The following is a 24,961-nucleotide window of genomic DNA, read 5'->3' on the forward strand; positions in this document are numbered from 1 at the left end:
TTTTAATATCATTTTGGAGAAAACTCCATGTTGCAATATGCTTTAAAGAACTTTTTTTTTAATGAGGCAAGAAGGCGAGCTGATAGAAAAACAATACTGCAAACAAATACACGAGAAAAGGTACTTCACGCCATTTGCCGCGGGCAATTTTTAATAGCGGGTAGGAGATGAACCCGAAAGCAATCCCTGTTGCGATGCTTGATGTCAGCGGCATGGTCAAAATGATAATAAAAGCAGGGAACGCTTCGTCCAGCTCATCCCATTTGATCTTTCCTAAAGCGCCAAGCATCAGGCTGCCGACAATGATCAACGTCGGAGCTGTTATCGCTGAAAGGCCGGATATGGCCCCCACCAGCGGCGAGAAAAAGGCAGATATGATAAAAAGAGCTGCAACTGTAACAGATGTAAGGCCTGTACGTCCTCCCGCTGCTACACCAGAAGAAGATTCAATATAAGCGCTTGTCGGGCTTGTTCCAAGAGCTGCACCTACTGTAGTGGCTACAGAATCTGCAAGCAGAGCTTCACGGGCCTTTGGCATTTTATTATTTTTCATTAAACCGGCTTGCTCGGCGACACCGACCATTGTTCCAGTTGTGTCGAAAATGGTTACGAGCAGGAAGGAGAAGACAACGGCGAATAGTCCGTAATGAAAGACGTCAGCGAAAGCGTTCATCGGATCTCCGAAAATGAATAAAGATTTTGGCATCTCCGGAACGGAAACGATGCCGTTGAATTTTAATTGGCCGGTAAAGTACGCAATAATTCCGGTAATAATCATTCCAAAGAATAGCGCACCGTTCACATTCAAAGCCATTAAGATGAGCGTAATAGCCAATCCGGCGAGCGCAAGCATAACGGAATGAGAATGGAGGTTTCCCAAAGCGACCAAATTTTCTTTATGAGCGGTGATGATCCCCGTCATGCGCATTCCGATAAAGGCGATAAACAATCCAATTCCAGCGGTGATGCCGTATTTTAAGTTGGCGGGAATCGCCTCGATTAATTTTTCGCGAAAAGGTGTCAATGATAGAATGACAAAGATAATACCAGCTACGAACACAGCGCCAAAAGCGGTTTGATACGAGATATTGGTATGGTTGCCGACGACTGAAAAAGCGAAATAGGCATTGAGCCCCATTCCCGGCGCGATGGCGATTGGCAAGTTGGCGAACAGTGCCATCCAGAGCGTTCCAACAACCGTAGCGATAATGGTTGCTATGAAAACTGTATTAAAAGGAACCCCGGCAGAGTGAAGAACAATAGGGTTGACGACAACGATGTAGACCATCGTTAAAAAGGTTGTAATCCCTGAAATGACTTCGGTTCTTACGTTAGTTCCGCGTTCTTTTAGTCTAAAGAATGATGAAAACATGGGAGTACCTCCAATAAATACGAACGTTTTTTGAATACTTAATTATAATATTCGTTTTTAGGATGTAATGCAATCTATTTAAACACGTTTTCCCTTTGTATTGTTACCTCTTTATCTTCATATGATACGAGGGTAAAAGGCATTGCAGTCTTAAATCGCTGAGAGTTGTGGTAAAATAGAGATAGAATTGAAGTGATGTCGGGAGGTTTATCATGAAGGATATTTTCGGATCAGATCAGAATAAAAACAAAAAAGGCATGGGATTCACGATTTTAAGCGGTGACTCTACAGACGGCCATGGCGGTTACGGAGTAGGAGCGTTAAGCCTTGACCATATGACGCCTGTCATCGTAGACCCTGTTGATGGTGATGCCTATGTGGACATGGGTGCGATGCATGCCCGCAGTGATATAGAAAAGCGTATTAAATTTACGCCTGACCGAGCCAATACTCCAAATCCAAGGTTGTACTGGCTCGTCTGGGTAACGATTAACAGAAATGAAGAAGGGCCTTTCTATTACGGTGTGACTGCATGTGAAATGCAGATTGATGCAGAAGCACGGCGAGGCTATAAAAGCCTGCCTGAGCACGTGAACCGAATGGATAAATCATTAAAAGGCCATGTTATCATCGACGACATGGATGAAAAATCAAAAGTGCTGCTGGGAGAGTTTTTGAAAAACCATGATGAAGGCACATTTAACCGTTCTCCAGAAGGAGTAAGGAAATTATTGCCATAAAATTGGAAGAGTTATGAACCTTTTTTGAACATTTTCTAAAAAACTTGTGACAATTCCGTGGAATACAGTAAACTGAAACTAGCATTGCACACACAATGTTGCTAGGACAATAAACAGCCCGGGAGCTTTCGAGCACCCGGGCTGTTTATTTTGTCGAGGTTTTTGTTCGAGCGCTTTTTTGAAAAGGCTGTTTTCGTAACCTTTGTTGCTCTTGGGAGTGGTTGATTTCCGTTTCAGGCTGCTCGCTTTTACCGGCGTAAACACCTACTTTCGCGGGGCGTGCGATGAGCCTTACCGGCGCAAGCGCCTACTTTCTCGGCGCAGGCGCCTGCGGGTCTCACCTGTCCCGCTAGTCCCGCAGGACAAGGAAGGCTTCGGCAGCGTTATATCGCACGAAGAAAATGTGAAATTCATTTTCGAGGAGTCTCGCACCTTGCACTCCAATCAACTTGTCAATGAAGACTCTTTACAAAAATGTTCCAAAGCAACAATCTATTAGAAAAGAGCCTTTGAAAATGATGCGTTTTGCAAGTAAAATGTGTCGAATCGCAAGTAATTCGGGCATTTTCGCAAGTAACGCACGGAAAGTCGCAAGTAATCTTTGTCGAATCGCAAGTAATAGCATCAATTCCGCAAGTAAACCAAATGATCCGCCCTAAAACACCTGAGAGCGGATCCTTTTATCCTCATTAAATTAATGCCACCAAGGAAAGACCTTCTGAAACCACCCTTTTCTCTTCTGATCGAGTCCGCTGTCATCCAGCGGGCGGTCCCCCGCATGCTCGTGGCAGTATTCTGTTGGCTCTGTTCCTTCTATATAATACGTACGCCGCTTCACTGGGCAATTTTCCGTAGCAAGTTTTCCGTTTTTTGGATTGACCATCATACTGACGACGCCTTTTGGCTTCTTAAAGGCAGTTGCTGGCTCATTTTTTAAGGCGTCTTCCATGTAATGGACCCAGATTTTTTTGGAATAGCTCCCATCGTTGATCCGGTTGATCTCTTTTCCCTGGTCATAGCCGATCCAGACGCCTGTTGTGAGCTGCGGTGTAAAGCCGACCATCCAGCTGTCGGTCGGTGTGGAGCCGGATTTTCCAGCAGCCGGACGGGTCAAGTACTGATCAATGCTTGAGCCGGTGACCTTCGTGTAGTCGTTCAGCTTTTCATCAAACATCCCTTTCATCAAGTCGGTCATAACGAAAGCCGCCCGTTTGTCGAGAACCTGTTTCTTCTTATATTGATGCTCATAAATAACGTTCCCTTTGCTGTCGGTGATTTTCTTAATGAAAACCGGTTCGACCCTTTTGCCTCCGTTCGCGAATAGGTTATAGGCGTTCGTCATCTCCATGACGCTTACCCCTTTTGTTCCGAGAGCTAAGGAAGGAACACTGGATAAAGGGCTCTTGATCCCGAACTGGCGCGCTGCTTTGACAAGTTTTTTCGGCCCGAGATAAAGGTTGGTCTTGACCGCATAAATATTATCGGATAGCGCCAGAGCTTCAGAGAGAGTGATGAAATCATAGGCATACAGGTTGTTGTAGTTCTTTGGCTCATAATCCTTTTGCCCGTCCCCCATCGCAAACGAGGTCGGTTCACTCTTAATGGCAGTGGATGGCGTATAGCCGTTTTTTAACGCTGTATAGTACAAGAACGGCTTAAAGGTTGAACCTGGAGCACGTTTTGCCTGGACGGCCCTGTCAAATGGACTTTCTGCAAAACTCCGGCCTCCGACGAGTGCTTTAACGTCTCCGTTCCTCGGATCCATGGAGACAAGAGCGGTCTGAATGGAGGAATTTTGATCGATTCGTTCCTCAATCTCCTTTTCGGCGGCTTTCTGCATGGAAACATCCAGGGTCGTGTAGATGTGAAGTCCGCCAAGCTCTACCAGCTTCGGGTCGATTTTTAGCTTGTTCTTCAGTGTCTTCATAACCTCAGCCTGAAAGTAAGGCGCGATTTTTGGCTTTTGTTCTTCTTTTTCGCTCACGATCGTAAGCGGAGCTGCAGCTGCAGCCGCTGCTTCCTTCTTGGACAAGAACTGGTTTTTCTCCATTGCTCTTAAGATGATGGACTGCCGCTCTTTTGCCCGTTCTTCATGATAGAGAGGAGAATAATAGGCTGGCCCTTTTGGTATGCCTGCCAGCATGGAGGCTTCGGAAACGTTGAGATGGCTTGAATCTTTGCCGAAATAATAAGCAGAAGCGGATTGTATGCCATATGTTCCGTGGCCGTAATAGATGGTATTTAAATAACCTTCGAGAATATCATTTTTTGAATAATTCATCTCCAGCCTTATCGTGTAAAAGGCTTCCATCGCTTTTCGAAACCACGTTTTATCATGAGTTAAAAAGAGATTCCTCGCAAACTGCTGGGAGATGGTGCTCGCTCCCTGAACCTTTGCTCCGGCCCTGATGTCTGCCAGCAGAGCGGCGGCGATTCGTTTTAGATCGAAACCGTGATGATGATAGAAATTCTTATCTTCTATGGCGATAGTCGCCTGTATAAGGGCAGGGCTCATTTTGTCCAATGGAACCCAAAAACGCTTCTCACCGGAATTATTGATTTCGCCGATCTCTTCTCCATCCAGGGCATGGATGACAGTCGTCTGCGGAACGAGCAAAGGAGGAGGGCCCATCAGTTTGGCCAGCAGCAGCACGCCGAGAAGGCATACAGCCATTCCTCCGCTCATAAAGGCGGCCAGTTTGCCGATTGCTTTTACTTTTTGTAATGCAGTGTACCCCTTCCAGCGCTTGATCCAGGACATGCCTATACCCTCCTTCATTTTTTCATTAAATGTTTGCATAACCATTGATGCACTTTGGAGCGGTTGATTTCCGTTTCAGGCTGCTCGCTTTCCGCGGGGCGTGCGTTGAGCCTTACCGGCGTGAACGCCTACTTTTTGGCGCAAGCGCCTGCGGGAGTCTCAACTGTCACGCTCATCCCGCAGGAGTCTCGCACCTTGCACTCCAATCAATTTGTCAAAGAAGCTCTGTGCCAATAGTGACCATGCTCAATATTTTTAAAAAAAGCTTTTCATTAACTAGTATGGGAGGATAAGGCATCTTCTAAACGTAGGAAGAGAGGGAAATGTTATACTTGTCCCATACAGAAGGACGAAACGGGAGGGTTATGGCGTTGATTTTAAAAAATGCACGATATCTTAATGAAATGAATGGAACCTGGACGGCGAAGCAGGATGATATATTAATAGAAGGAAATACGATCAAAGAGATAGGGAGCCTGGAGCACCTGTACAACGATCATGAAGTGTGGGATGTGAAGAACTTTCTTATCATGCCAGGCCTCATCAACGGGCACCAGCATACACCGATGTCCTTGCTGCGCTGCTACAGTGATGATCTGCCATTAATGGATTGGCTCAATAAAAAGATGCTTCCGGCAGAGATGAAGATGACGAGTGAAGACCGCTACTGGGGAGCCATGCTGTCCATGGCGGAAATGATCAAAAGCGGTACGACGGCTTATGCCGATATGTACATAGATATGGACACGATTGCAAAAGCGGTGCAGGAGACCGGAATACGTGCCTCGTTGGCAAGAGGGATGATCGCGATGGACTCCAACTACAGTGACCGTATCGAGGAATCACGCCAGCTTGTGGAGCGCTGGCACGGAAGCGCTGAAGGTCGGATCACTGCAATGGTTGCCCCGCATTCACCATACATGTGCCCGCCAGATTTCTTAAGTGACGCTGTAAAGCTGGCAAAAGAACTGGATGTGCCGCTGCACACCCACCTTGCAGAGACCTCGGATGAGCGGGTGATGATTCAGGAACGGCACGGCATGAACCCGGTGCAATACTTGCAGGCGGCTGGATTTTTTGAAGATACAAGGGTTGTTCTTGCGCACGGCGTTCACTTTACGGAAGAAGACCTTTCCATTCTGGAATCGGTTAAGGGCGGCATTATTCACAATCCGGTGAGCAACGCCAAGCTCGGGTGCGGAACAAGCAATGTGGTCGAGCTTGCCAAGAGAGGCATGAAGGTTGGGCTGGGAACAGACGGTCCGGGAAGTGCGAGCACGCTGGACATGTTTATGGAAATGAAGGCAGCAGCCTGGATGCAAAAATTGCTTCATGAGGATGCTTCTTCCCTATCCGCTCATGAAGTATTGACCATGGCAACGCAGAACGGTGCTGAAATTCTTGGGATCGGCCAGGAAACAGGAAGTATTGAACCTGGCAAAAAAGCGGATCTGCTGTTTCTTAACATGAACCAGCCGCATCTGCTGCCGGCACATCATGATGCCTCTCTGCTTGTGTATGCCGCTGCCGGACAGGATGTAGATTCCGTTATGATCGATGGGAAGATTGTTATGAAAAATCGGGAACTGCTGACGATGGATGAAGAAAAAGTGATGTTTGAAGCGAAGCAAAGTGCAGAAAATCTTTTGAAGCGGCTTTAATGAGGCTTTCACTGACAAATTTTTATAATGATGGTATGATAAAGGCAGAAACGTAATAAAATAAGACCGCTGGCATGCTGGCCAGCGGCTGTCAATAGTCGGCTCTCCCCAGGGGGATCGGCTATGATTCAAAGCAAAGTCAGAAAAATAGACCGTTTCCTTGAGTTGGGGCTGAAGGGCGGTCTATTTTTTATGCGATAAAACAGAAACGATAAGGGACGCAAAAGCGACCGCAAACATAAGCGCTTCAAATATCGTCAGAGGCATCACCCCCTTTCGCGTAAAGCCTTTACACGATTGGTTGAGCTTTTAGCTTATAGGAGTGCGCCGACCACCCTAAGGAACCTATACTATTGTCTTCTCATTATACCATCTGCCGCGAGATAACATTCAATGTTAAAAAAGATAGGAAAAAAGGCGGCTATGGAAACCGTTTTTTCATTTGGGTATCCATTTACTTTGCGGTACTATAAAAAGAGAGAAATTTCCGAATATAATAGAAGGCAAGGTGAGAAGATGAAGGTTGTTGTGTTTGGTGCAGGCGCCTTAGGAGTCTATTTTGGGGGAAGGTGGCTTGAGGCGGGCCACGAGGTCTCCTTTTTAGTACGGGAAAGAAGAAAGAGAGAGATCGAGGAGCAGGGCCTGTTTATCCATAGTGTGGCAGGAGATTACGAGCTGGATGAACCAAAGCTGATTCTTCATCCGGATGAGGCGGGCTCCTGTGATCTTGTTTTGCTATCTTTAAAAGGCTATCATCTTGAACAGGCGCTTCCTTTCCTGAAACTTCTTGTTGGACAGGGAGCTCGAGTCCTTCCTCTGCTGAATGGGATCGAACATATTTATAAGCTTCAGGACGAGCTTGGAGAGGATGCTGTGCTCGGCGGCTTGGCTTTTATCATTGCCACCCTGGACGAGAAAGGGCATGTGATACATACGAGCGGGCAGCATGACATTGTTTTTGGTGCGCTAGTTTCTTCACAGCAGGAAATGTGTGAATCCCTTTATCAAATGATGGAAAAAAGCAGGATGAATGCTGCACTGAGTCCTGACATTATTAAAAGTCTCTGGCAAAAATATATGTTCATTACGGCTTTCTCAGGAGTAACAACGGCAGCCAACCTGCCAATCGGAAGAATACGAGAACAAGAGGAGACACTTCAGCTGTTCCGTTCCGTGCTGACGGAAATGAAGAACCTTGCCAATACTTTTCAAGTCGGACTGGAAGAACAGGACATTGAGGAGACAATGGAACGAATTGAAGGCCTTCCTTACGAAGCTACTTCTTCCATGCATCAGGACAGACGCAAGAGCCTGTTTCTTGAGGTCGATCATTTGCAGGGAGGCGCACTAAGGCTGGCGGAACAAAGCATGCTGGAGCTGCCGTATACCGCAACTTTGTACGCTTTAATCAAGCCGTTTGAAAGCGGTGTTGTCTCAGTTTCAGCAAAACCGTAGATCGTCAGCTCTCTGGTGTAAGGTTTAACCGAAATTGCGTGTGGAATAACAAAAGGGTAAATGCTATAATCGTTATGTTTGTTAAAAGAACAACGATGCCTGGCATTTCAAATAGAGGAGTGATGAACGTGGAATTATGGTTCACGGAAAAACAGACGAAAAACTTTGGGATTACTGCGAAAATTAAACGCACATATGTGACGGAGCAAACAGAATTCCAAAAGCTTGATATGGTAGAAACAGAAGAATTCGGAAACATGCTTGTGCTTGACGGTATGGTCATGACCACGCAAAAGGACGAGTTTGTTTATCATGAAATGGTAGCACACGTGCCTTTGTTTACTCACCCGAACCCAACGCAAGTTCTTGTTGTCGGCGGAGGAGACGGCGGTGTCATCCGTGAAGTACTGAAGCACCCTTCCGTAGAAAAAGCAACATTGGTTGAAATCGATGGCAAGGTTATCGAGTATTCAAAGCAATACCTTCCTGAAATCGCAGGTGAGCTTGATAACCCGCGCGTGGAAGTAAAAGTGGATGACGGCTTCATGCACATCGCAACAAGCGAGAACAAGTATGATGTGATCATGGTTGACTCTACTGAGCCTGTAGGGCCTGCTGCGAAATTATTTGAAAAAGGTTTCTATGAAGGTATCTCAAAAGCGCTGAAAGAGGACGGTATTTTCGTTGCTCAAACAGACAACCCTTGGTTTACACCTGAATTGATCTCAAAAGTATTTAAAGACGTGAGCGAAATCTTCCCGATCACCCGACTTTATACGGCGAACATCCCGACGTACCCAAGCGGGCTCTGGACATTCACGATCGGTTCAAAACAATACGATCCATTGGAAGTGAACGAAGAGCGTTTCCATGACATCGAAACGAAATACTGGACAAAAGATCTTCAAAAAGCAGCCTTCGCATTGCCGAAGTTTGTAGGAGATCTGATCAAGTAAGGCTGAAGCCGAGCTTCAGCGATTATGAAAAATGAGGCGTTTCGCAAGTAAAGTCTCATTTTTTCGCAAGTAAAAGACCGATTTCTGCAAGTAAACTTACCAGTTTTGCAAGTAAAGCCGGCAGTTTCGCAAGTAAACCCATCATTCTCGCAAGTAAATTGCCAAAATGGTCTGAAAGCCGGAGCTGAAGCCACACAGAAAGAGAAAGGGGCAACAAAAGTCATGCGATTTGACGAAGCCTATTCTGGAAATGTATTTATTTTAAGCAAACAGGATTATGATAATGCAGATGCGGTCCTCTACGGAATGCCGATGGACTGGACGGTATCGTTCCGCCCGGGTTCACGATTCGGCCCTGCAAGAATCCGTGAAGTGTCTTTGGGGCTTGAGGAATACAGCCCATACGCGGACAAGCATCTTGAAGAAGTAAATTATTTTGACGCAGGTGACATTCCGCTTCCGTTCGGAAATCCGCAGCGCAGCCTTGATCTTATCGAAGAATATGTTGCAACATTGCTTGACGCCGGCAAGTTTCCACTTGGCATGGGCGGAGAGCATCTCGTATCTTGGCCGATTTTTAAGGCATTGAAGAACAAGTATGATGATTTTGCCATCATCCATATCGATGCCCATGCTGATCTTCGGGAGCAGTATGAGGGAGAGCCGCTTTCCCACTCCACTCCTATTCGCAAGGCGTGCGGTTTGATCGGAGCGGAAAACGTCTACTCTTTCGGTATTCGTTCCGGAATGAGAGAGGAATTCCAATTTGCCAAAGAATCCGGCATGCATATGCATAAGTTCGATGTGGCTGAGCCTTTGAAAAAGGTACTTCCTGCGCTTGCCGGCCGCAATGTCTACGTAACGATTGACATTGACGTTCTTGATCCTGCTCATGCACCGGGTACGGGAACAGCGGAAGCAGGTGGAATCACATCCAAAGAATTGCTGGAAGCGATTCACTTAATCTCCGAGTCTGACATCAACGTGATTGGTGCTGACCTGGTTGAAGTAGCTCCGATCTATGACCCTTCTGAACAGACGCAGATCGCTGCGAGTAAATTCCTTCGGGAAATTCTCCTCGGCTGGGTCAACAAAAAATAATAGTGTAAACAAAGGACTAAAGCCTTTTGTAGGTTTTAGTCTTTTTGTGTCGAAAAAAGTTACAAAATTGTGTCTATTTTGATATAGTTATTAAGGTAAATGAATGCAAAAGCAGAAAGGAGCGAGGGGAATGGGAAATAAGCTTACAAGGTCTACGATGCCTTTTATGCATCAGCTGTCGGATGCCATCATACTTCTAACCAAGGATTTTTCTATACAGGAGATCAATTCAGCCGCAGAAAAAATGACAGGCCGGGCACAGGCGGAGCTGAAAGGCCTACCCATCTCAAGCCTCCTTCCAGACTTGAATATAAAACGAAACAAACAGCAGGCTGTATTGTCTGGAGATATGCATGATTCGATGATTGTGGATGTGAGTATAGATGATCTGGGAACAGATGAAGCATATCAAGTCTGTATTCTCAAGCCTGTAAACACAGATGTTGAGGAAGTTAACTCAGGAGCTATTGAAAATTTTCAGGAAGATCTATTGGTTACCCTAACTAATATTGTGCCTGACTTTATCGGGATTAAGGACGGATATGGGAAATTTGTTTACGCCAATAAATTTTCGGGTGATATATTTGGTTACCCGCATACAGGTTTTATCGGAAAAACCGATGCTGATCTTGCTCAGTTAGTTCCTTATTTCAAACCGGTTTTTGATTATTGTATTGAAACCGATGAAGGGGTTTGGCAAGAAGGCAAACTTCAGCGTTGTGTAGAAAAGATTCCGACGTCCTCAGGCGCCAGGATTTTTGATGTATACAAGATTCCAGTCTTTGATGAGGAAGGCGTTCGGAAAAACTTGCTCGTTTTCGGGCGGGAAATCACAGACCAGGTTTTGTCCCATGAAAAACTGCAGGAAAGCGAATCGAGATACAGGCTATTGGCCGAAAACTCTACAGATATAATCTCCACTCATAATGTGGAGGGAGAAATGCTCTACGTTTCACCTGCATGCGAACAGCTGCTCGGATATACACCTCAGGAATTGCTGTCCAAAAAAGCCTTTGATCTCTTTCATCCAAGTGATATTAGGCGATCGCTGAAGGTACATGAACAACTGTTAAAGGGAAGCGAAATCAGCAACTTCCAATTCAGGCTGAAGAGCAAAAAAGGCGAATACCACTGTGTTGAAGCGACCTGCCGGGGAATTAAGGATGAATTAACCGGTGAAGTCATTGAAATTATCGCTGTTACACGGGATATATCCGAACGGCTGGAGGCGGAAGAACTGCTTCGCAAGTCTGAAAAACTTTCGATTGTAGGCCAGCTTGCGGCTTCGGTAGCTCACGAAATCCGGAATCCGCTTACCGCACTGAAGGGTTTTATTCAGCTTTTTCAATCTAAAGGAATCGTGGACTGCGAGAAATATTATGGCATTATACTGGATGAGCTGAACCGGATTGAGCAAATCATCACGGAACTGCTGATTCTTGCCAAACCTCAATCCAAGATGGTCGAAAAGAAGGGCATCAAAGAGCTCATTCATTACGTCGTGGACCTGCTTGACCGCCAGGCTCTTGTTCACAATGTCCATATCGTTTGTGATTTGGAGGAAAACCTTCCTCTTATTAACTGTGTGGAAAATGAACTGAAGCAGGTGTTTATTAACTTAGTGAAAAATGCGATTGAAGCGATGCCGGATGGAGGAATCATCCACATCGACAGTGAGCGCAAAGGCAGAAACATTGAAATTATAATTCAGGATCAGGGATGCGGAATCCCACCTGAAAGCCTAATGAAACTGGGTGAACCGTTCTATTCGACAAAAGAGAAGGGAACGGGGCTCGGATTAATGACGAGCTATAAAATCATCCAGGAGCATTTCGGTCAAATCAATATAGAAAGCGATTCCGGCAGAGGTACAGCTGTTAAAATCATCCTTCCAATCGCATGACGCACTTCCAGAAGGAGAAGTGCGTTTTTCTTTGTTTGAGGGTAAGGTTGAAGAAATAGGGAAGAATCCTTTATAATAGTTGAGTTATAATCAATAATCATATGAGATTGGCATACAGAACAGATCAGTGCTTCTGTATTTTAATAGAAATGATAAAAAGGACGGATCCGACATGGAAGGACAAGACGCTGTAATTTCGGTCAATTTAATAATGGAAACCGTCATTCAGCATGCAAAGGAAAAAGATGTACATAAAGGCGAAGCGGAAGGAACTCTTTACCGCAAAGGGGATAGTACGTTTCTCAAATATACGGAAGTTATAGAGGGCGCCGGTTCAGTCAACAATGTAATTAAAATGAACCATGAGGGCATAGTCATCTTAAGGAGCGGCAGTGTGGCCATGCGCCAGAAGTTTTTGATCGGGCAGACAACACAGGGGATGTACGATACCCCATATGGCCAGCTATGGATGGAAACAACTACACATCAAATGAATTTCCGCTGGAACCAGCAGAGCAAAGAAGGCGATTTGCTCTTGAAGTATGGACTTGTACTGCAGGGAGAAGACACAGGCAATTATTCGATAAAGATCAATTTTCAGGAGGCAAAGTCATGAACGTTGTAGACCAGGTAAAGCTACATTTAAAACAAGAGGTTGAAGAAGCGGTAATTAAGGCAGGATTGGCAGAAAGAGAACAGCTTCCAGAAGTGGTTCTTGAAATTCCAAAGGATAAGTCGCACGGGGACTACGCGACCAATATGGCGATGCAGCTCGCTCGTATTGCCAAGAAAGCACCAAAAGTGATTGCAGAAGAAATTCTGAATCATTTTGATAAAAGTAAGGCATCCATCAGCAAGCTTGAAATTGCAGGTCCGGGATTCATAAACTTTTACATGGATAATGCGTATTTAACAGACTTAATTCCAGCTATTCTTAAAGCAGGAGAAGATTACGGAAGAACAGAATTTGGCGGTGGAAAGAAGGTTCAGGTTGAGTTTGTATCAGCGAACCCGACAGGAAATCTTCACCTTGGACATGCGCGCGGAGCAGCTGTTGGTGATTCTCTTTGCAACATCCTTGATCGTGCAGGATATGAAGTCTCCCGTGAATATTATATTAATGATGCGGGAAACCAGATTAATAACCTTGCTTATTCCATTGAAGCACGATATTTTCAGGCACTTGGGCAAGAAAAGGAAATGCCGCAGGACGGATACTTCGGTAAAGATATTATTGAATTCGGAAAAGACCTCGCTGAAGAGTACGGAGACAAATGGGCTGCAGCTGATGAAAAAGAGCGTTTCAACTTCTTCCGACAATACGGCCTTGGGAAGGAACTTGAGAAAATCAAAATCGATCTGGCTGAATTCCGGGTTAATTTTGATGTATGGTATTCTGAAACGTCCCTTTACGAATCCGGAAAGATCGACAAGGCCCTCTCGAAACTGAAAGATGCAGGGGTTGTCTATGAAGAAGAAGGCGCGACTTGGTTCCGGACAACGGACTTTGGCGATGATAAAGACCGTGTTCTGATTAAGAATGACGGGTCGTATACGTATCTGACACCGGATATCTCTTATCACCAGGATAAGCTTGACCGAGGATTTGAGAAGCTGATCAACATTTGGGGAGCAGATCACCATGGTTATATTCCCCGAATGAAGGCGGCCATCCAGGCGCTTGGCTATGACCGTGAACAGCTCGATGTTTTAATTATCCAGCTTGTTTCCTTGTTCCAAAACGGGGAAAAAGTAAAGATGAGCAAACGTACGGGAAAAGCTGTAACCCTGAAAGATCTAATGGAAGAAGTAGGCATAGATGCAACTCGCTACTTCTTCGCGATGAGAAGCTCTGACACCCATCTTGATTTTGATATGGACTTAGCGGTTTCAAAATCAAACGAGAATCCGGTATTCTATGTGCAGTACGCACATGCCCGTGTATGCAGCATGCTGCGCCAGGGTGCGGAGATGGGCTTGTCCTGCGACGGAGAGCTTGACCTTTCTCACGTCTCCTCTGAAAAAGAGGTTGAGCTGCTGAAAAAGCTCGGCGAATTCCCGGCTGCGATTGATGAAGCTGCTGATAAGATGCTCACTCACCGCATCACGAACTATGTATTTGAACTGGCATCTGCACTGCACAGCTTCTACAATGCTGAGCGAGTGCTCGATGCTGAAAATAAAGAAAAATCAACCGCTCGCTACGCGTTGATGAAGGCCACTCAAATCACGATTGAAAACGCATTGAAGGTTGTGGGTGTTTCCGCACCTGAACGAATGTAAATAGAGGAAAAGGGGCTGTCCAAGAAGTCTGTAAGCTGTTGATTTCCGTTCCAGGCTGCTCGCTTTCCACGGGGCGTGCGGTGAGCCTTACCGGCGTGAACGCCTACTTTTTGGTGCAAGNNNAGTCTCACCTGTCACGCTAGTCCCGCAGGACAAGGAAGGCTCCGGCAGCTTTTTATCGCACGAAGAAAATGTGAAGTTCATTTTCGAGGAGTCTCGCATCTTTCACTTCAATTAACTTTTCATTGAAGATTTTTCAAGCCAAAAAGGGGCTGCCTGAAGGTCAATTTTCGACTTTCTGGACAGCCCCTTTTTTTTATGTCCAGCGCAAGCGGACAGGCGCTTGCGCTTTTCTGGGGGATAAACAGCGTATCACTGGAGACCATAAACGGAGGGAGGAATGCAGAATGAAGCTGGTTATTTTGGCACTGATTACAGGTGCAGCTGTAGGCATTGTTTTTGCCATGCTTAAGCTGCCGATTCCTGCTCCGCCAGCCTTATCGGGCATTGCCGGAATCGTTGGGATTTACCTGGGATACAAGATCTATCTTTGGGCATTTTCGCTTTTTATGAAGCCATGAATAAAGAGGGGTGGTTTGTATGGCAGCAAGAGATGTGCATACATCTTACAGAGAATCGGGGTCAGGTCTTCCTCTTGTTTTTATCCACCCTCCAGCACTGACTTCCCGTATTTTTAAGTATCAGCATGAAGGGCTAAACCAGAATTTCAAAGTGATTACATACGATATGCGGGGACATGGCAACACGCTGTGCAGGGAGGACTCGTTCACGATTGGAACACTGAGTGATGACCTGCTTGCTTTGCTGGATAAACTGGAAATCGAGAAGGCTATCCTATGCGGTTATTCTGCGGGAGGTACGGTGGCTCAGGATTTTGTTCTGCGCTACCCTGAGAGGGTGCGGGCTCTCGTGTTAAGCGGAGGTTTTCCGCAAGTGGCGTCCTGGTTTTTAGAAAAAGAATTCAGGCTCGGGATCCATCTTGCAGCACATTATCCTCTCTTTTTAATAAACGGTTTGGCTTGGTCCCATAAAGTGGATGGAGAAGACAGGCAAGAAATTGCAGAGGAATGCAAAAAAGGCAGCCAGATGATCTGGCGCCGTTTTTATGAGGAAAGTATGAAGTATAGCTGCACGGAATCCTTGCCTGAGATCCAAGTACCGCTGTTATTGTTCTACGGTTCCCGGTCCTTTTATTTTTTACCCTATCAGGAGATTTATCAAAGACTCGTACCGCATACCGATACCATCATCGTTCCGGGAGCATTCCATCAGATCCCGGTTAAACAGTACAGATTCTTTAACCACGCACTGACCCATTGGGCCGAGTCCGTCAGATGATCAAGGTGCCTCCGCTCATCCGTTTGATTCCCCTTACCTTGGCGAGTTCACCAATCAATCGAATGAGGGCGATATCCTTCTGTTTTGCTTCGATCATCACATCCAGCTCATCCGTAAATGGCTTGATCATTTTAAAGAAAGGCATCACATAGTCGAGGCTTACGAAGTCATGATGGCTTCGGTAGGCCTTTTCTGTTTTTGGTGAAGATAGATGGACTTTAGGCGGCCGCCCGGTGCCTTGCCATGTCGCAATAAAACGGGGAAGAAGTACTTCCAGCGGAACGGAACTGGGGTTGGCCAGGTGATGATGGTAATCAAACATCATGGGTATCCCTTCAGCTTCACATATGTCCAGCGTTTCTTCAGTCGTATAGGTTTTATCGTCATTTTCAAGTGTCATGGCCTGTTTAACGGGAGCAGGCAGTTTTTTTATATTTTCATGGAATCGTGCTACGGAAGATTCTTTATCCCCATAAGTTCCGCCAACATGGATGTTGATCCGTGCTTCCTTTTCAAGACCCATCGCCTGGAGCATGGCGTAATGGTATTCCATGTCTTTCACAGCATTATCCGTAATATGCTCCTTGGCGCTTGTAAACAGGGTAAACTGGTTTGGGTGCAGACTCACACGGAGGCCGTGGGCTTTCACAAGGTCCCCAACCGCACGAAACTCCTCAGCAGTATGCTTTAAATACTCCCATTCGACGTCAGGGTGAGTCGCCAGCGGAACGATCGAGGAAGACATCCGATATAAAGGAAATTGAGAAGCGATGTTGTAGTGAATGATTCGCAGTGCATTTTTTAAATTTGATTTTGTAATGGAAATTAGTCGCTGTTCCCGTTCCTCTTTTTCAAGCTTTGACCAAGTGGCAAAAGTCATCGTTTTTGACGGTGATGAATCGAAAAGGGTAAGAGCGGTGGAAACAAAACCAAAAGATACAATCATTGCAGCAGCCCCTTTGAAGTCAAGTCATACTCGTACATTCACCGTTTAAGCATAACTTAAACAAAACTTATAAAAAAGGTAAAAGAACCCGTGAGATCTGAATTTTTGTTTTTGTCCAGAGCGACAGCCTGTCCAAAGCCGTGACTTGCAGGGTTTCGGAACGGGCTAAGTCTACTTCAAGGGCCTTCAGCGTCACTTTAATCAATTCCGGATCATGGAAAATGCAGTTTACTTCTGAATTGGTAAACATGCTTCGCAGATCGAAATTTGTTGTGCCAATATCGCAGATTTTTTCATCGACCATAAAAACTTTCGCATGGAAAAAACCTTCATAATACTGGTCGACACGGCATCCGGCTTTTAACAGTTCCCTCAGGTACGGATAGGAAGCTTCTTTTACCAGCGGATGATCGGACTTCATCGGGACAAGCAAGATTACCTCCACACCGCGTTTCAGTGCATGAAGGAGAGCTCTCTGCAGGCTGGCATCCGGTATAAAATAGGGTGAGCCGATAAAGATTCGGGTTTTGGCCTGTTCAATTTGCTGCAAGAAGAACGAATAGATCTGTTTGGATGAGAAAAGGGCCGTAAAAGTCTGAGGCCCCTCTTCAAGTTCCGGAAAATAAGAATTCCCGCTTAACTTTTCACACGAAGCCTCCTCCCAATCGAGAAGAAATTGGTGCTGCAGGGAATGGATTACAGGGCCATCCAGCTGTAAATGATAATCGCGCCAATCCCCAAGCTTCGGATCCCTTCCTAAATATTCGTCTCCTACATTGAATCCCCCGGTAAATCCTTTTTTTCCGTCAATAATCGTTATTTTCCGATGGTTTCTACGGTTCAGTTTATAAAAGAAGTAAGGAAATTCGGGCTTAAAGCTATAGGCAAATTGAACCCCTGCCAGCTTCATTTCATGTATGGCTTTCTTTTTTAGGAAAAAACTGCCCATATAATCGACGAGCAAACGGACAGCTACTCCTTCTCTCGCCTTTCTTTTCAGAAGAGATGTCATCTCCTTGCCGATGCAGTCCTCATTGAAAATATAAAATTGAATATGTAAATGATGTTTGGCTTGTTCTATTTCCTCAAACAACGTATCGAAAAAATCCGTACCGGTCGTGATGAGAACCGCTTCCCCCGTACAGACAGCAGGATCTTCCAGCTCCTTTTTCGCAACATTTTTCTTGCCTAATTGAAAATCGAGCCAAATAAACACTGCTATTATAACGGCTGCAAGCAGGAGGATCAAAATACTGTATACGATGGCCATGGCGGTACTCCTTTCTTGTGGAAATAGGTCTGATTAGTATCTCCAAGAATCAAGAGAATCATCGGTGTCAGGCACCCGAAAAAAATTTTTTGAATAATATTGACTGAATGCTCATTCAGTTATATTTTTTATGTTATAATGGTTTCAGAAAATTCTCCCCTTTTTGAATAGTTATTTAAGGTATATATAGGAAAAGGGAAAGCAACAGACAAAGATGAAGGGAGCATAATTGATGAACGGTTTACTGATTTTGAACTGGATTGCCTTTATTCTTGTAACCGCTTACGCCATCTATTTGTTTGCATATGTGGTAAAAACGCGGTATGAATTCATCAAAATGGGTAAAAAAGTCGAATTTGACCATACCGTGCAGGAACGGATTAAAGCTGTGCTTGTCAATGTATTCGGTCAGAAGAAGCTTTTAAAAGATAAAAAGAGCGGGATCATTCATGTGTTGTTTTTCTATGGATTCCTTCTTGTCCAATTTGGTGCGATTGATTTTATATGGAAAGGGCTTGCCCCTGGGTCTCACCTCCCGCTCGGGCCGCTTTATCCCGGGTTCACATTTTTTCAGGAAATCGTAACTTTCCTCATACTTGTGGCTGTCGTTTGGGCGTTTTACCGCAGATATGTCGAAAAGTTGGTACGCCTTAAACGGGGATTTAAAGCAGGACTTGTATTACTGTTCATTGGCGGATTAATGCTTTCCGTCCTTCTTGGCAACGCCATGGAAATCCTTTGGCATAACCAGGAACTTGAATGGACGGCACCGATTGCTTCAGGCCTCGCTTATATCCTGGGCGGGCTGCCGGAAGCTGCGGTCGTCACCATATTCTTTATCGCATGGTGGCTTCATCTGCTGTTCCTTCTCACGTTCCTTGTCTATGTGCCGCAGTCCAAGCATGCTCATTTGATCGCGGGCCCGCTGAATGTTTGGCTGGGAAGGAAGGATAAAGTAGGAAAACTTTCTTCCATCAATTTTGAAGATGAGACACAAGAAGTTTTCGGCGTCGGTAAAGTGGAAGACTTCAACCAAAAGCAGCTTGTCGATCTGTATGCTTGTGTAGAATGCGGACGCTGTACAAATGTTTGTCCGGCCACAGGTACAGGCAAAATGCTTTCACCGATGGATATGATAATTAAAATAAGGGATCACCTCACTGAAAAAGGAGCGGCGGTTACTTCACGCACGCCTTGGATGCCTTCCTTTGCTTTCGCGAATACAAAAGGCAACCAGATTGCTTTTGAAGCCGCAGGAAAAGGACAGGGCGCCAAAGAAATGGCTGCTGCGACAGACGGAAGCTCCGCGTTAAAGTTTGAATATAATATTGAACTGATCGGCGAAGTCATGACGGAAGAAGAGATCTGGGCATGTACCACTTGCCGAAACTGTGAGGATCAATGTCCGGTCATGAATGAGCACGTGGATAAAATCATCGACATGCGCCGCTATCTTGTCCTTACAGAAGGAAAGATGGACGCAGATTCCAAACGGGCCATCCAAAATATCGAGAAGCAAGGAAACCCTTGGGGAATTTCCAAGAAAGAAAGAGAAAACTGGCGAGAGCTTCGCGAAGACGTTTCGGTTCCTACAGTAAAAGAAATGGAGAAAGCCGGAGAAGAATTTGAATACTTGTTCTGGGTCAGCTCGATGGGCGCTTATGACAACCGAAGCCAGAAAATCGCACTTGCTTTTGCAAAAATCATGAATGAGGCTGGCGTCAAGTTTGCCATCCTTGGAAACAAGGAAAAGAACTCCGGAGATACGCCTCGACGAATCGGAAACGAGTTCCTGTTCCAGGAAATTTGCAACAGCAATATCGCGTTATTTGAAAAACATAATGTGAAGAAGATTATTACGATTGACCCGCATGCCTATAATTCCTTTAAAAACGAGTATCCGGAGTTTGGCTATGAAGGTGAGGTCTATCACCATACAGAGCTGCTGGCAGATTGGATCAAGGAAGGACGCATCACACCGAAATTTGAAGTGGATGAAGTCATCACTTACCACGATTCTTGCTATCTGGGACGTTATAACGAGGTTTATGAACCGCCTCGTGAGATTTTAAAAGCGATCCCTGGGGTGAAGCTTGTTGAGATGAACCGCAATCGCCAAAACGGCATGTGCTGCGGTGCCGGCGGCGGGATGATGTGGATGGAAGAAAAAGCCGGTCAGCGCGTCAACGTTGCGAGAACGGAGCAGGCGCTTGAAGTGAATCCAACGATGATCGGAAGCGGATGTCCATATTGCTTAACGATGCTGAGCGATGGAACAAAAGCGAAGGAAGTAGAAGACCAAGTCCAGACATTGGACGTAGTCGAAATTCTTGAAAGATCGTTGTTTGGTTCATCAAAAGAAAAGGCTCTTTCCTAAAAGATGGCTGCTATAGGAACCTTTTTGTAAAGATACTTCATTGACAAGTTGATTGGAGTGCAAGGTGCGAGACTCCTCGAAAATGAATTTCACATTTTCTTCGTGCGATATAACGCTGCCGAAACCTTCCTTCTCCTGCGGGAAATGCGGGACAGGTGAGACCCACAGGCGCCTGCGCCGAGGAGGTAGGCGCTTGCGCCGGTAAGACTCACCGCCCGCCCCGCGGAAAGCGAGCATCTGAAACGGAAATCAACTACTCCTAAGAGCAGCCAAGGTTAACCTGCTGTCCACTGGCAGCAGGTTAACCCATGGATCTTCGTTGACCGAGCGTTCGCTCGGTACATCTTGAAAGCGTTTTAATTTTACAAAAGGAGAGGATTCTCATGGGTAAAACAGTCATTGTCAGCGGTGTACGTACACCGATCGGTAAGTTTGGCGGATCATTAAGCACATTATCTGCATCTGATCTAGGTGCAGCAGCGATTAAGGAAGCGCTGCAAAGAGCGGATGTCAGAGCAGACCAAGTAGATGAACTGATCATGGGCTGTGTGCTGCAGGGCGGACAGGGACAGATCCCTTCTCGCCAGGCTGCCAAGAAAGCGGGATTGCCTTGGGAAGTTAAGACCGAGACCATCAATAAAGTGTGTGCTTCCGGAATGAGGAGCGTAACCTTGGCGGATCAGATTATCCGTGCTGGTGATGAAGAGGTCATTGTAGCTGGCGGTATGGAATCAATGAGCAATACACCTTACATTCTTCCAAAAGCTCGCTGGGGCTACCGTATGGGAGACGGCCAGGTGAAGGACTTGATGACACATGACGGGCTTACGTGTTCTTTTACTGGCGTTCACATGGGGACGTACGGAAACCAAGTGGCGCAAGAGCTTGAAATTTCGCGTGAGAAACAGGATGAGTGGGCATTCAGGAGCCATCAAAGAGCCGTTTCTGCAACCGAGAATGGAACATTTGCTGAAGAGATTGTCTCTGTAGAGGTGCCACAGCGAAAAGGAGAGCCTGTTTCTGTAACAGCAGATGAAGCACCAAGAAAAGATACGACTGCTGAGCGTTTGGCTAAACTTGGGCTGGTCTTTTCTCAGGAAGGAACCATTACAGCCGGGAACGCTCCTGGAGTTAACGACGGTGCAGCAGCTCTTGTTCTTATGTCAGAAGAACGGGCGCAAAAAGAAGGAAAAGAAGTGATGGCTGCCATTCTCGGGGCTGCGGCAATCGCTCTTGACGCAAAGGATTTCCCAAAAACACCGGGCCTTGTCATTAACGAACTGTTGAAAAAAACAGGAAAAACGCTCGAAGAAATCGACCTTTTTGAAATTAACGAAGCTTTTGCAGCAGTGGCGCTGGCAAGTGCAGAGCTTGCGAACCTTGATCTGGAAAAAGTAAACGTAAACGGCGGAGCGGTAGCCTTAGGGCATCCGATCGGAGCAAGCGGAGCGAGAATCATTGTTTCATTGATTCATGAACTGAAAAGACGCGGCGGAGGACTGGGAATCGCATCCATCTGCTCAGGCGGCGGCCAGGGTGATGCAGTTCTTATTGAAGTGAAATAAACAAAGGGGGAATCAGAATGAACGTCAAGACCATCATGGTAATTGGAGCCGGACAAATGGGCTCAGGTATCGCTCAAGTATGTGCAATGGCAAATTACAAGGTTTTTCTCCACGATCTCAAAGAAGAATTTGTACAAAAAGGGCTGGATTCTATTTCACGGCAACTCTCTCGCCAGGTGGAAAAGGGAAGAATGGCAGCCGAAGAAAGAGAGGCTGTTTTAGAACGCCTCCACCCTTCAAGGAGCATTCAAAACGCAGCAGATGCAGACCTGGTCATTGAAGCAGTGGTAGAAAATATGGATGTCAAAACCCAGATGTTTAAGATGCTTGATGAGATGGCACCGGAACATGCCATTTTGGCGAGTAACACCTCTTCCCTTCCTATTACTGAGATTGCAGCTGTAACGAAAAGGCCGGAACGTGTGATCGGCATGCATTTTATGAATCCTGTCCCGGTGATGAAACTCGTTGAAATCATCCGCGGACTGCAAACAAGTGACGAGGTATATAACGTCATTGAGACCGTGACGAAACAGGTAGGCAAGGTGCCTGTTGAGGTTAATGATTTTCCTGGCTTTATTTCCAACAGGATCCTGATGCCGATGATCAATGAGGCTATTTTTGCACTCTATGAAGGAGTGGCTGAACCGGAAGCTATCGATGAAATTATGAAACTGGGAATGAATCATCCGATGGGGCCGCTGACCTTGGCAGATTTTATCGGTCTTGATACATGTCTATACATTATGGAAACACTCCAGGAAGGCTTTGGAGATGACAAATACCGGCCTTGCCCGCTTCTTCGCAAATATGTGAAAGCTGGCTGGCTCGGAAAGAAATCAGGTAAAGGGTTCTACACCTACAGCTGATGCAGGAATGCTTGGACAGGGGGAATAAAACGTGAATCTCACGTTTACAGAAGAACAGCTCATGATGCAAAAAATGGTGCGCGATTTTGCACAGAAAGAAATTGAACCCATCGTGGATATGATGGATGAAAATGATCAGTTTCCAACAGAAGTTGTAAAAAAGATGGCTGGACTGGGCCTTATGGGGATTCCCATACCCGAGGAATACGGCGGTGCAGGGATGGACTACACCTCGTATATTATTGCCATTCATGAATTGTCAAAGGTGAGTGCAACGGTTGGTGTCATTCTTTCTGTTCATACAAGCGTTGGAACCAATCCGATTTATCATTTTGGAAATGAAGAGCAAAAGCAGCGGTTTATTCCAAAGCTCGCAAGCGGTGAATATTTAGGTGCTTTCGCTTTAACGGAACCGGGCGCGGGTTCTGATGCAGCAGCCCTCAAAACAAAAGCCGTAAAAAAGGGCGATAAGTACATTCTGAACGGATCTAAAATCTTTATCACCAATGCGGGTGCGGCAGATACGTATATCGTTTTTGCTTCGACAAACCCTGAAGCGGGAACAAAGGGAATTTCAGCTTTTATCGTAGAGAAAGGCTCACCAGGCTTTTCGATCGGAAAAAAAGAGAAGAAGATGGGGCTGAACGGTTCGAATACGTGCGAGATTATCTTCGACCAGGCGGAAATTCCAGAAGAAAACCTGCTCGGGACTGAAGGAGAAGGCTTCAAAATCGCATTAAGCAACCTTGAAGCCGGCAGAATTGGCATTGCAGCACAATCACTCGGGATTGCCGAAGCAGGTCTTCAGCATTCCCTGGAATACGCTAAAGGCCGCAAGCAATTCGGAAAGCCGATCGGTGCCCAGCAAGGACTTGCGTTCATGCTTGCGGACATGGCAACAAAAGTAGAGGCGGCCAAACTTCTGACCTACCGTGCTGCTAATCTTCGTACCCTGGGCATTCCGTGCAAAAAAGAGGCTTCGATGGCAAAGCTGATCGCTTCACAGACGGCCATGAAGGTGGCGATCGACGCTATTCAGGTACACGGGGGATACGGCTATACGAAAGAGTACCCGGTAGAGCGTCTGTTCAGGGATGCCAAAGTTTGTGAGATCTATGAAGGAACGAGTGAAATTCAACGTATCGTGCTGAGCAAGCACTTATTACAAGATTAAACTGGGAGGCAAAAGAACATGCAATTTCAACTATCTGAAGAACACGAAATGATCCGCAAAATGGTGCGTGATTTTGCAAAAAAGGAAGTAGAGCCGACAGCTGCAGAGAGGGATGAAGAAGAGCGGTTTGACCGTGCCCTTTTCGACAAGATGGCAGAGCTTGGCCTGGCAGGGATTCCTTGGCCGGAAGAATACGGCGGAATCGGCGGGGACTATCTTGGGTATGTCATTGCGGTTGAAGAGCTTTCCCGTGTCTGTGCTTCAACTGGGGTAACACTATCAGCGCATACTTCACTTGCCGGCTGGCCGATCTTTAAATTTGGTTCAGAAGAGCAAAAACAGAAGTTCCTTCGTCCGATGGCAGAAGGGCAAAAAATGGGAGCCTATGGCCTGACAGAACCAGGCTCAGGATCTGACGCCTCCAATATGAAAACAACAGCCAGAAAAGACGGCGATGATTACATTATCAATGGTTCTAAAATCTTTATCACAAATGCTGGCGAAGCTGAAATTTATGTGGTGTTTGCGATGACAGACCAATCTGCAGCACACCGCGGCATTTCCGCATTCATCATCGAAAAAGGAACACCGGGCTTCTCCTTCGGTAAGAAAGAGAAAAAACTCGGGATCCGTTCATCACCGACATTGGAGCTCATTATGGAAGACTGCAGGGTTCCTGCAGAGAACATGCTCGGCAAAGAGGGAGAAGGCTTTAAGATCGCCATGATGACACTTGACGGCGGACGGAACGGAATCGCGGCGCAGGCTGTCGGAATCGCGCAAGGTGCGTTGGATGCTGCTGTAACCTATGCCAAAGAAAGAAAACAGTTTGGAAAATCCATCGGACAAAATCAGGGAATCGGGTTTAAATTAGCCGATATGGCCACAAAAGTAGAGGCTGCAAGACTGCTAACCTATCAAGCAGCGTGGCGTGAAAGCGAAGGCCTCCCATATGGAAAAGAATCCGCGATGTCCAAACTGTTTGCCGGTGACATCGCCATGGAAGTAACGACGGATGCCGTGCAGGTATTCGGCGGATACGGGTATACAAAAGAGTATCCTGTTGAACGGTATATGCGCGATGCGAAAATCACTCAAATCTATGAAGGAACACAGGAAATACAGCGACTGGTCATTTCCAAAATGCTTCTGAAAGATTAAGGAGGACA

At 46.0% G+C, this 24,961-nt stretch carries 22 protein-coding genes; 17 read left to right on the forward strand and 5 right to left on the reverse strand.

Annotated elements, in window-relative coordinates:
- Positions 1-58 precede the first annotated feature (58 nt).
- Positions 59-1,372 (reverse strand): NCS2 family permease, encoded by a 1,314-nt coding sequence (locus AR335_RS17275; protein WP_062238241.1) that lies wholly within the window; start codon positions 1,370-1,372, stop codon positions 59-61.
- Between the two features lie 212 nt (positions 1,373-1,584).
- On the opposite strand from AR335_RS17275, the gene AR335_RS17280 reads away from it, so the two are divergent.
- Together AR335_RS17280 and AR335_RS24330 are read left to right on the forward strand one after the other, a co-directional pair.
- Positions 1,585-2,112, forward strand: coding sequence for a YwhD family protein (locus tag AR335_RS17280; RefSeq protein WP_053356420.1), 528 nt, complete (start codon positions 1,585-1,587; stop codon positions 2,110-2,112).
- Between the two features lie 202 nt (positions 2,113-2,314).
- On the forward strand, positions 2,315-2,611 hold the full coding sequence (locus AR335_RS24330) for a hypothetical protein (RefSeq protein ID WP_156419065.1): 297 nt from the start codon (positions 2,315-2,317) through the stop codon (positions 2,609-2,611).
- Between the two features lie 195 nt (positions 2,612-2,806).
- Here the strand turns inward: AR335_RS24330 and AR335_RS17285 are convergent, their stop codons facing one another.
- A complete protein-coding gene (locus AR335_RS17285) occupies positions 2,807-4,873 on the reverse strand; it encodes a transglycosylase domain-containing protein (protein ID WP_062238243.1) in 2,067 nt (688 codons plus the stop codon).
- A gap of 63 nt (positions 4,874-4,936) precedes the next feature.
- On the opposite strand from AR335_RS17285, the gene AR335_RS24335 reads away from it, so the two are divergent.
- From AR335_RS24335 to AR335_RS17330, 10 genes are all read left to right on the forward strand, one after another.
- Positions 4,937-5,110, forward strand: a complete 174-nt coding sequence (locus AR335_RS24335; RefSeq protein ID WP_156419066.1) for a hypothetical protein — start codon at positions 4,937-4,939, stop codon at positions 5,108-5,110.
- A 128-nt stretch (positions 5,111-5,238) separates the two neighbouring features.
- A complete protein-coding gene (locus tag AR335_RS17290) occupies positions 5,239-6,534 on the forward strand; it encodes an amidohydrolase (protein ID WP_062238481.1) in 1,296 nt (431 codons plus the stop codon).
- A gap of 423 nt (positions 6,535-6,957) precedes the next feature.
- Complete coding sequence (locus AR335_RS17295) at positions 6,958-7,989, forward strand: ketopantoate reductase family protein (protein WP_369795850.1); 1,032 nt, start codon at positions 6,958-6,960, stop codon at positions 7,987-7,989.
- Between the two features lie 128 nt (positions 7,990-8,117).
- Entirely contained in the window at positions 8,118-8,945 is an 828-nt protein-coding gene (gene speE, locus AR335_RS17300) for a polyamine aminopropyltransferase (protein WP_053356421.1), read from the forward strand.
- A 222-nt stretch (positions 8,946-9,167) separates the two neighbouring features.
- Positions 9,168-10,046 carry an agmatinase gene (gene speB, locus AR335_RS17305; protein WP_062238245.1) on the forward strand — a complete coding sequence of 293 codons (879 nt, stop codon included), beginning with the start codon at positions 9,168-9,170 and terminating at the stop codon, positions 10,044-10,046.
- 130 nt (positions 10,047-10,176) lie between these two features.
- Complete coding sequence (locus tag AR335_RS17310) at positions 10,177-11,949, forward strand: PAS domain S-box protein (RefSeq protein WP_062238247.1); 1,773 nt, start codon at positions 10,177-10,179, stop codon at positions 11,947-11,949.
- A gap of 172 nt (positions 11,950-12,121) precedes the next feature.
- The gene (locus tag AR335_RS17315; protein WP_053356423.1) at positions 12,122-12,565 is read left to right on the forward strand and encodes a DUF1934 domain-containing protein; all 444 of its coding nucleotides are present in this window, start codon (positions 12,122-12,124) and stop codon (positions 12,563-12,565) included.
- Complete coding sequence (argS, locus tag AR335_RS17320) at positions 12,562-14,232, forward strand: arginine--tRNA ligase (RefSeq protein ID WP_062238250.1); 1,671 nt, start codon at positions 12,562-12,564, stop codon at positions 14,230-14,232. Before AR335_RS17315 ends, argS begins: the two co-directional genes overlap by 4 nt.
- 407 nt (positions 14,233-14,639) lie before the next feature.
- Positions 14,640-14,813: a XapX domain-containing protein gene (locus AR335_RS17325; RefSeq protein WP_062238484.1), complete on the forward strand. Its 174-nt coding sequence runs from the start codon at positions 14,640-14,642 to the stop codon at positions 14,811-14,813.
- A 19-nt stretch (positions 14,814-14,832) separates the two neighbouring features.
- Entirely contained in the window at positions 14,833-15,591 is a 759-nt protein-coding gene (locus AR335_RS17330; RefSeq protein ID WP_062238252.1) for an alpha/beta fold hydrolase, read from the forward strand.
- On the opposite strand, the gene uvsE is transcribed toward AR335_RS17330, so the two are convergent.
- Together uvsE and cls are read right to left on the reverse strand one after the other, a co-directional pair.
- Entirely contained in the window at positions 15,584-16,537 is a 954-nt protein-coding gene (gene uvsE, locus AR335_RS17335) for a UV DNA damage repair endonuclease UvsE (RefSeq protein ID WP_062238254.1), read from the reverse strand. The genes AR335_RS17330 and uvsE overlap by 8 nt on opposite strands.
- Positions 16,538-16,604: 67 nt before the next feature.
- Positions 16,605-17,807, reverse strand: coding sequence for a cardiolipin synthase (gene cls, locus AR335_RS17340; protein ID WP_062238256.1), 1,203 nt, complete (start codon positions 17,805-17,807; stop codon positions 16,605-16,607).
- 232 nt (positions 17,808-18,039) lie between these two features.
- On the opposite strand from cls, the gene AR335_RS17345 reads away from it, so the two are divergent.
- Positions 18,040-20,184, forward strand: coding sequence for a heterodisulfide reductase-related iron-sulfur binding cluster (locus AR335_RS17345; RefSeq protein ID WP_062238258.1), 2,145 nt, complete (start codon positions 18,040-18,042; stop codon positions 20,182-20,184).
- Here AR335_RS17345 and AR335_RS24340 read toward each other — a convergent pair.
- Entirely contained in the window at positions 20,161-20,421 is a 261-nt protein-coding gene (locus AR335_RS24340) for a hypothetical protein (protein ID WP_156419067.1), read from the reverse strand. The two genes, AR335_RS17345 and AR335_RS24340, sit on opposite strands and share 24 nt — an antisense overlap.
- Positions 20,422-20,567: 146 nt before the next feature.
- On the opposite strand from AR335_RS24340, the gene AR335_RS17350 reads away from it, so the two are divergent.
- The 4 genes from AR335_RS17350 to AR335_RS17365 are packed head-to-tail and all read left to right on the forward strand — an operon-like array spanning position 20,568 to position 24,953.
- Complete coding sequence (locus AR335_RS17350) at positions 20,568-21,749, forward strand: acetyl-CoA C-acetyltransferase (RefSeq protein ID WP_062238260.1); 1,182 nt, start codon at positions 20,568-20,570, stop codon at positions 21,747-21,749.
- A 17-nt stretch (positions 21,750-21,766) separates the two neighbouring features.
- On the forward strand, positions 21,767-22,618 hold the full coding sequence (locus tag AR335_RS17355; protein ID WP_062238262.1) for a 3-hydroxybutyryl-CoA dehydrogenase: 852 nt from the start codon (positions 21,767-21,769) through the stop codon (positions 22,616-22,618).
- 31 nt (positions 22,619-22,649) lie between these two features.
- Positions 22,650-23,792 (forward strand): acyl-CoA dehydrogenase, encoded by a 1,143-nt coding sequence (locus AR335_RS17360; RefSeq protein ID WP_062238264.1) that lies wholly within the window; start codon positions 22,650-22,652, stop codon positions 23,790-23,792.
- 18 nt (positions 23,793-23,810) lie between these two features.
- On the forward strand, positions 23,811-24,953 hold the full coding sequence (locus tag AR335_RS17365; RefSeq protein WP_062238266.1) for an acyl-CoA dehydrogenase: 1,143 nt from the start codon (positions 23,811-23,813) through the stop codon (positions 24,951-24,953).
- Positions 24,954-24,961 lie beyond the last annotated feature (8 nt).

Source organism: Fictibacillus sp. FJAT-27399, from assembly GCF_001510655.1.
Lineage (GTDB): Bacteria > Bacillota > Bacilli > Bacillales > Fictibacillaceae > Fictibacillus_C > Fictibacillus_C marinisediminis.

Excerpts from the sequence above, each read along its gene's own strand:
- AR335_RS17275 (WP_062238241.1), bottom strand. The coding sequence starts at position 1,372 with ATGTTTTCATCATTCTTTAGACTAAAAGAACGCGGAACTAACGTAAGA.
- AR335_RS17280 (WP_053356420.1), top strand. The coding sequence starts at position 1,585 with ATGAAGGATATTTTCGGATCAGATCAGAATAAAAACAAAAAAGGCATG.
- AR335_RS17285 (WP_062238243.1), bottom strand. The coding sequence starts at position 4,873 with ATGTCCTGGATCAAGCGCTGGAAGGGGTACACTGCATTACAAAAAGTA.
- AR335_RS17290 (WP_062238481.1), top strand. The coding sequence starts at position 5,239 with ATGGCGTTGATTTTAAAAAATGCACGATATCTTAATGAAATGAATGGA.
- AR335_RS17295 (WP_369795850.1), top strand. The coding sequence starts at position 6,958 with ATGGAAACCGTTTTTTCATTTGGGTATCCATTTACTTTGCGGTACTAT.
- speB (WP_062238245.1), top strand. The coding sequence starts at position 9,168 with ATGCGATTTGACGAAGCCTATTCTGGAAATGTATTTATTTTAAGCAAA.
- AR335_RS17310 (WP_062238247.1), top strand. The coding sequence starts at position 10,177 with ATGGGAAATAAGCTTACAAGGTCTACGATGCCTTTTATGCATCAGCTG.
- AR335_RS17315 (WP_053356423.1), top strand. The coding sequence starts at position 12,122 with ATGGAAGGACAAGACGCTGTAATTTCGGTCAATTTAATAATGGAAACC.
- argS (WP_062238250.1), top strand. The coding sequence starts at position 12,562 with ATGAACGTTGTAGACCAGGTAAAGCTACATTTAAAACAAGAGGTTGAA.
- AR335_RS17325 (WP_062238484.1), top strand. The coding sequence starts at position 14,640 with ATGAAGCTGGTTATTTTGGCACTGATTACAGGTGCAGCTGTAGGCATT.
- AR335_RS17330 (WP_062238252.1), top strand. The coding sequence starts at position 14,833 with ATGGCAGCAAGAGATGTGCATACATCTTACAGAGAATCGGGGTCAGGT.
- uvsE (WP_062238254.1), bottom strand. The coding sequence starts at position 16,537 with ATGATTGTATCTTTTGGTTTTGTTTCCACCGCTCTTACCCTTTTCGAT.
- cls (WP_062238256.1), bottom strand. The coding sequence starts at position 17,807 with ATGGCCATCGTATACAGTATTTTGATCCTCCTGCTTGCAGCCGTTATA.
- AR335_RS17345 (WP_062238258.1), top strand. The coding sequence starts at position 18,040 with ATGAACGGTTTACTGATTTTGAACTGGATTGCCTTTATTCTTGTAACC.
- AR335_RS24340 (WP_156419067.1), bottom strand. The coding sequence starts at position 20,421 with ATGCTCGCTTTCCGCGGGGCGGGCGGTGAGTCTTACCGGCGCAAGCGC.
- AR335_RS17350 (WP_062238260.1), top strand. The coding sequence starts at position 20,568 with ATGGGTAAAACAGTCATTGTCAGCGGTGTACGTACACCGATCGGTAAG.
- AR335_RS17355 (WP_062238262.1), top strand. The coding sequence starts at position 21,767 with ATGAACGTCAAGACCATCATGGTAATTGGAGCCGGACAAATGGGCTCA.
- AR335_RS17365 (WP_062238266.1), top strand. The coding sequence starts at position 23,811 with ATGCAATTTCAACTATCTGAAGAACACGAAATGATCCGCAAAATGGTG.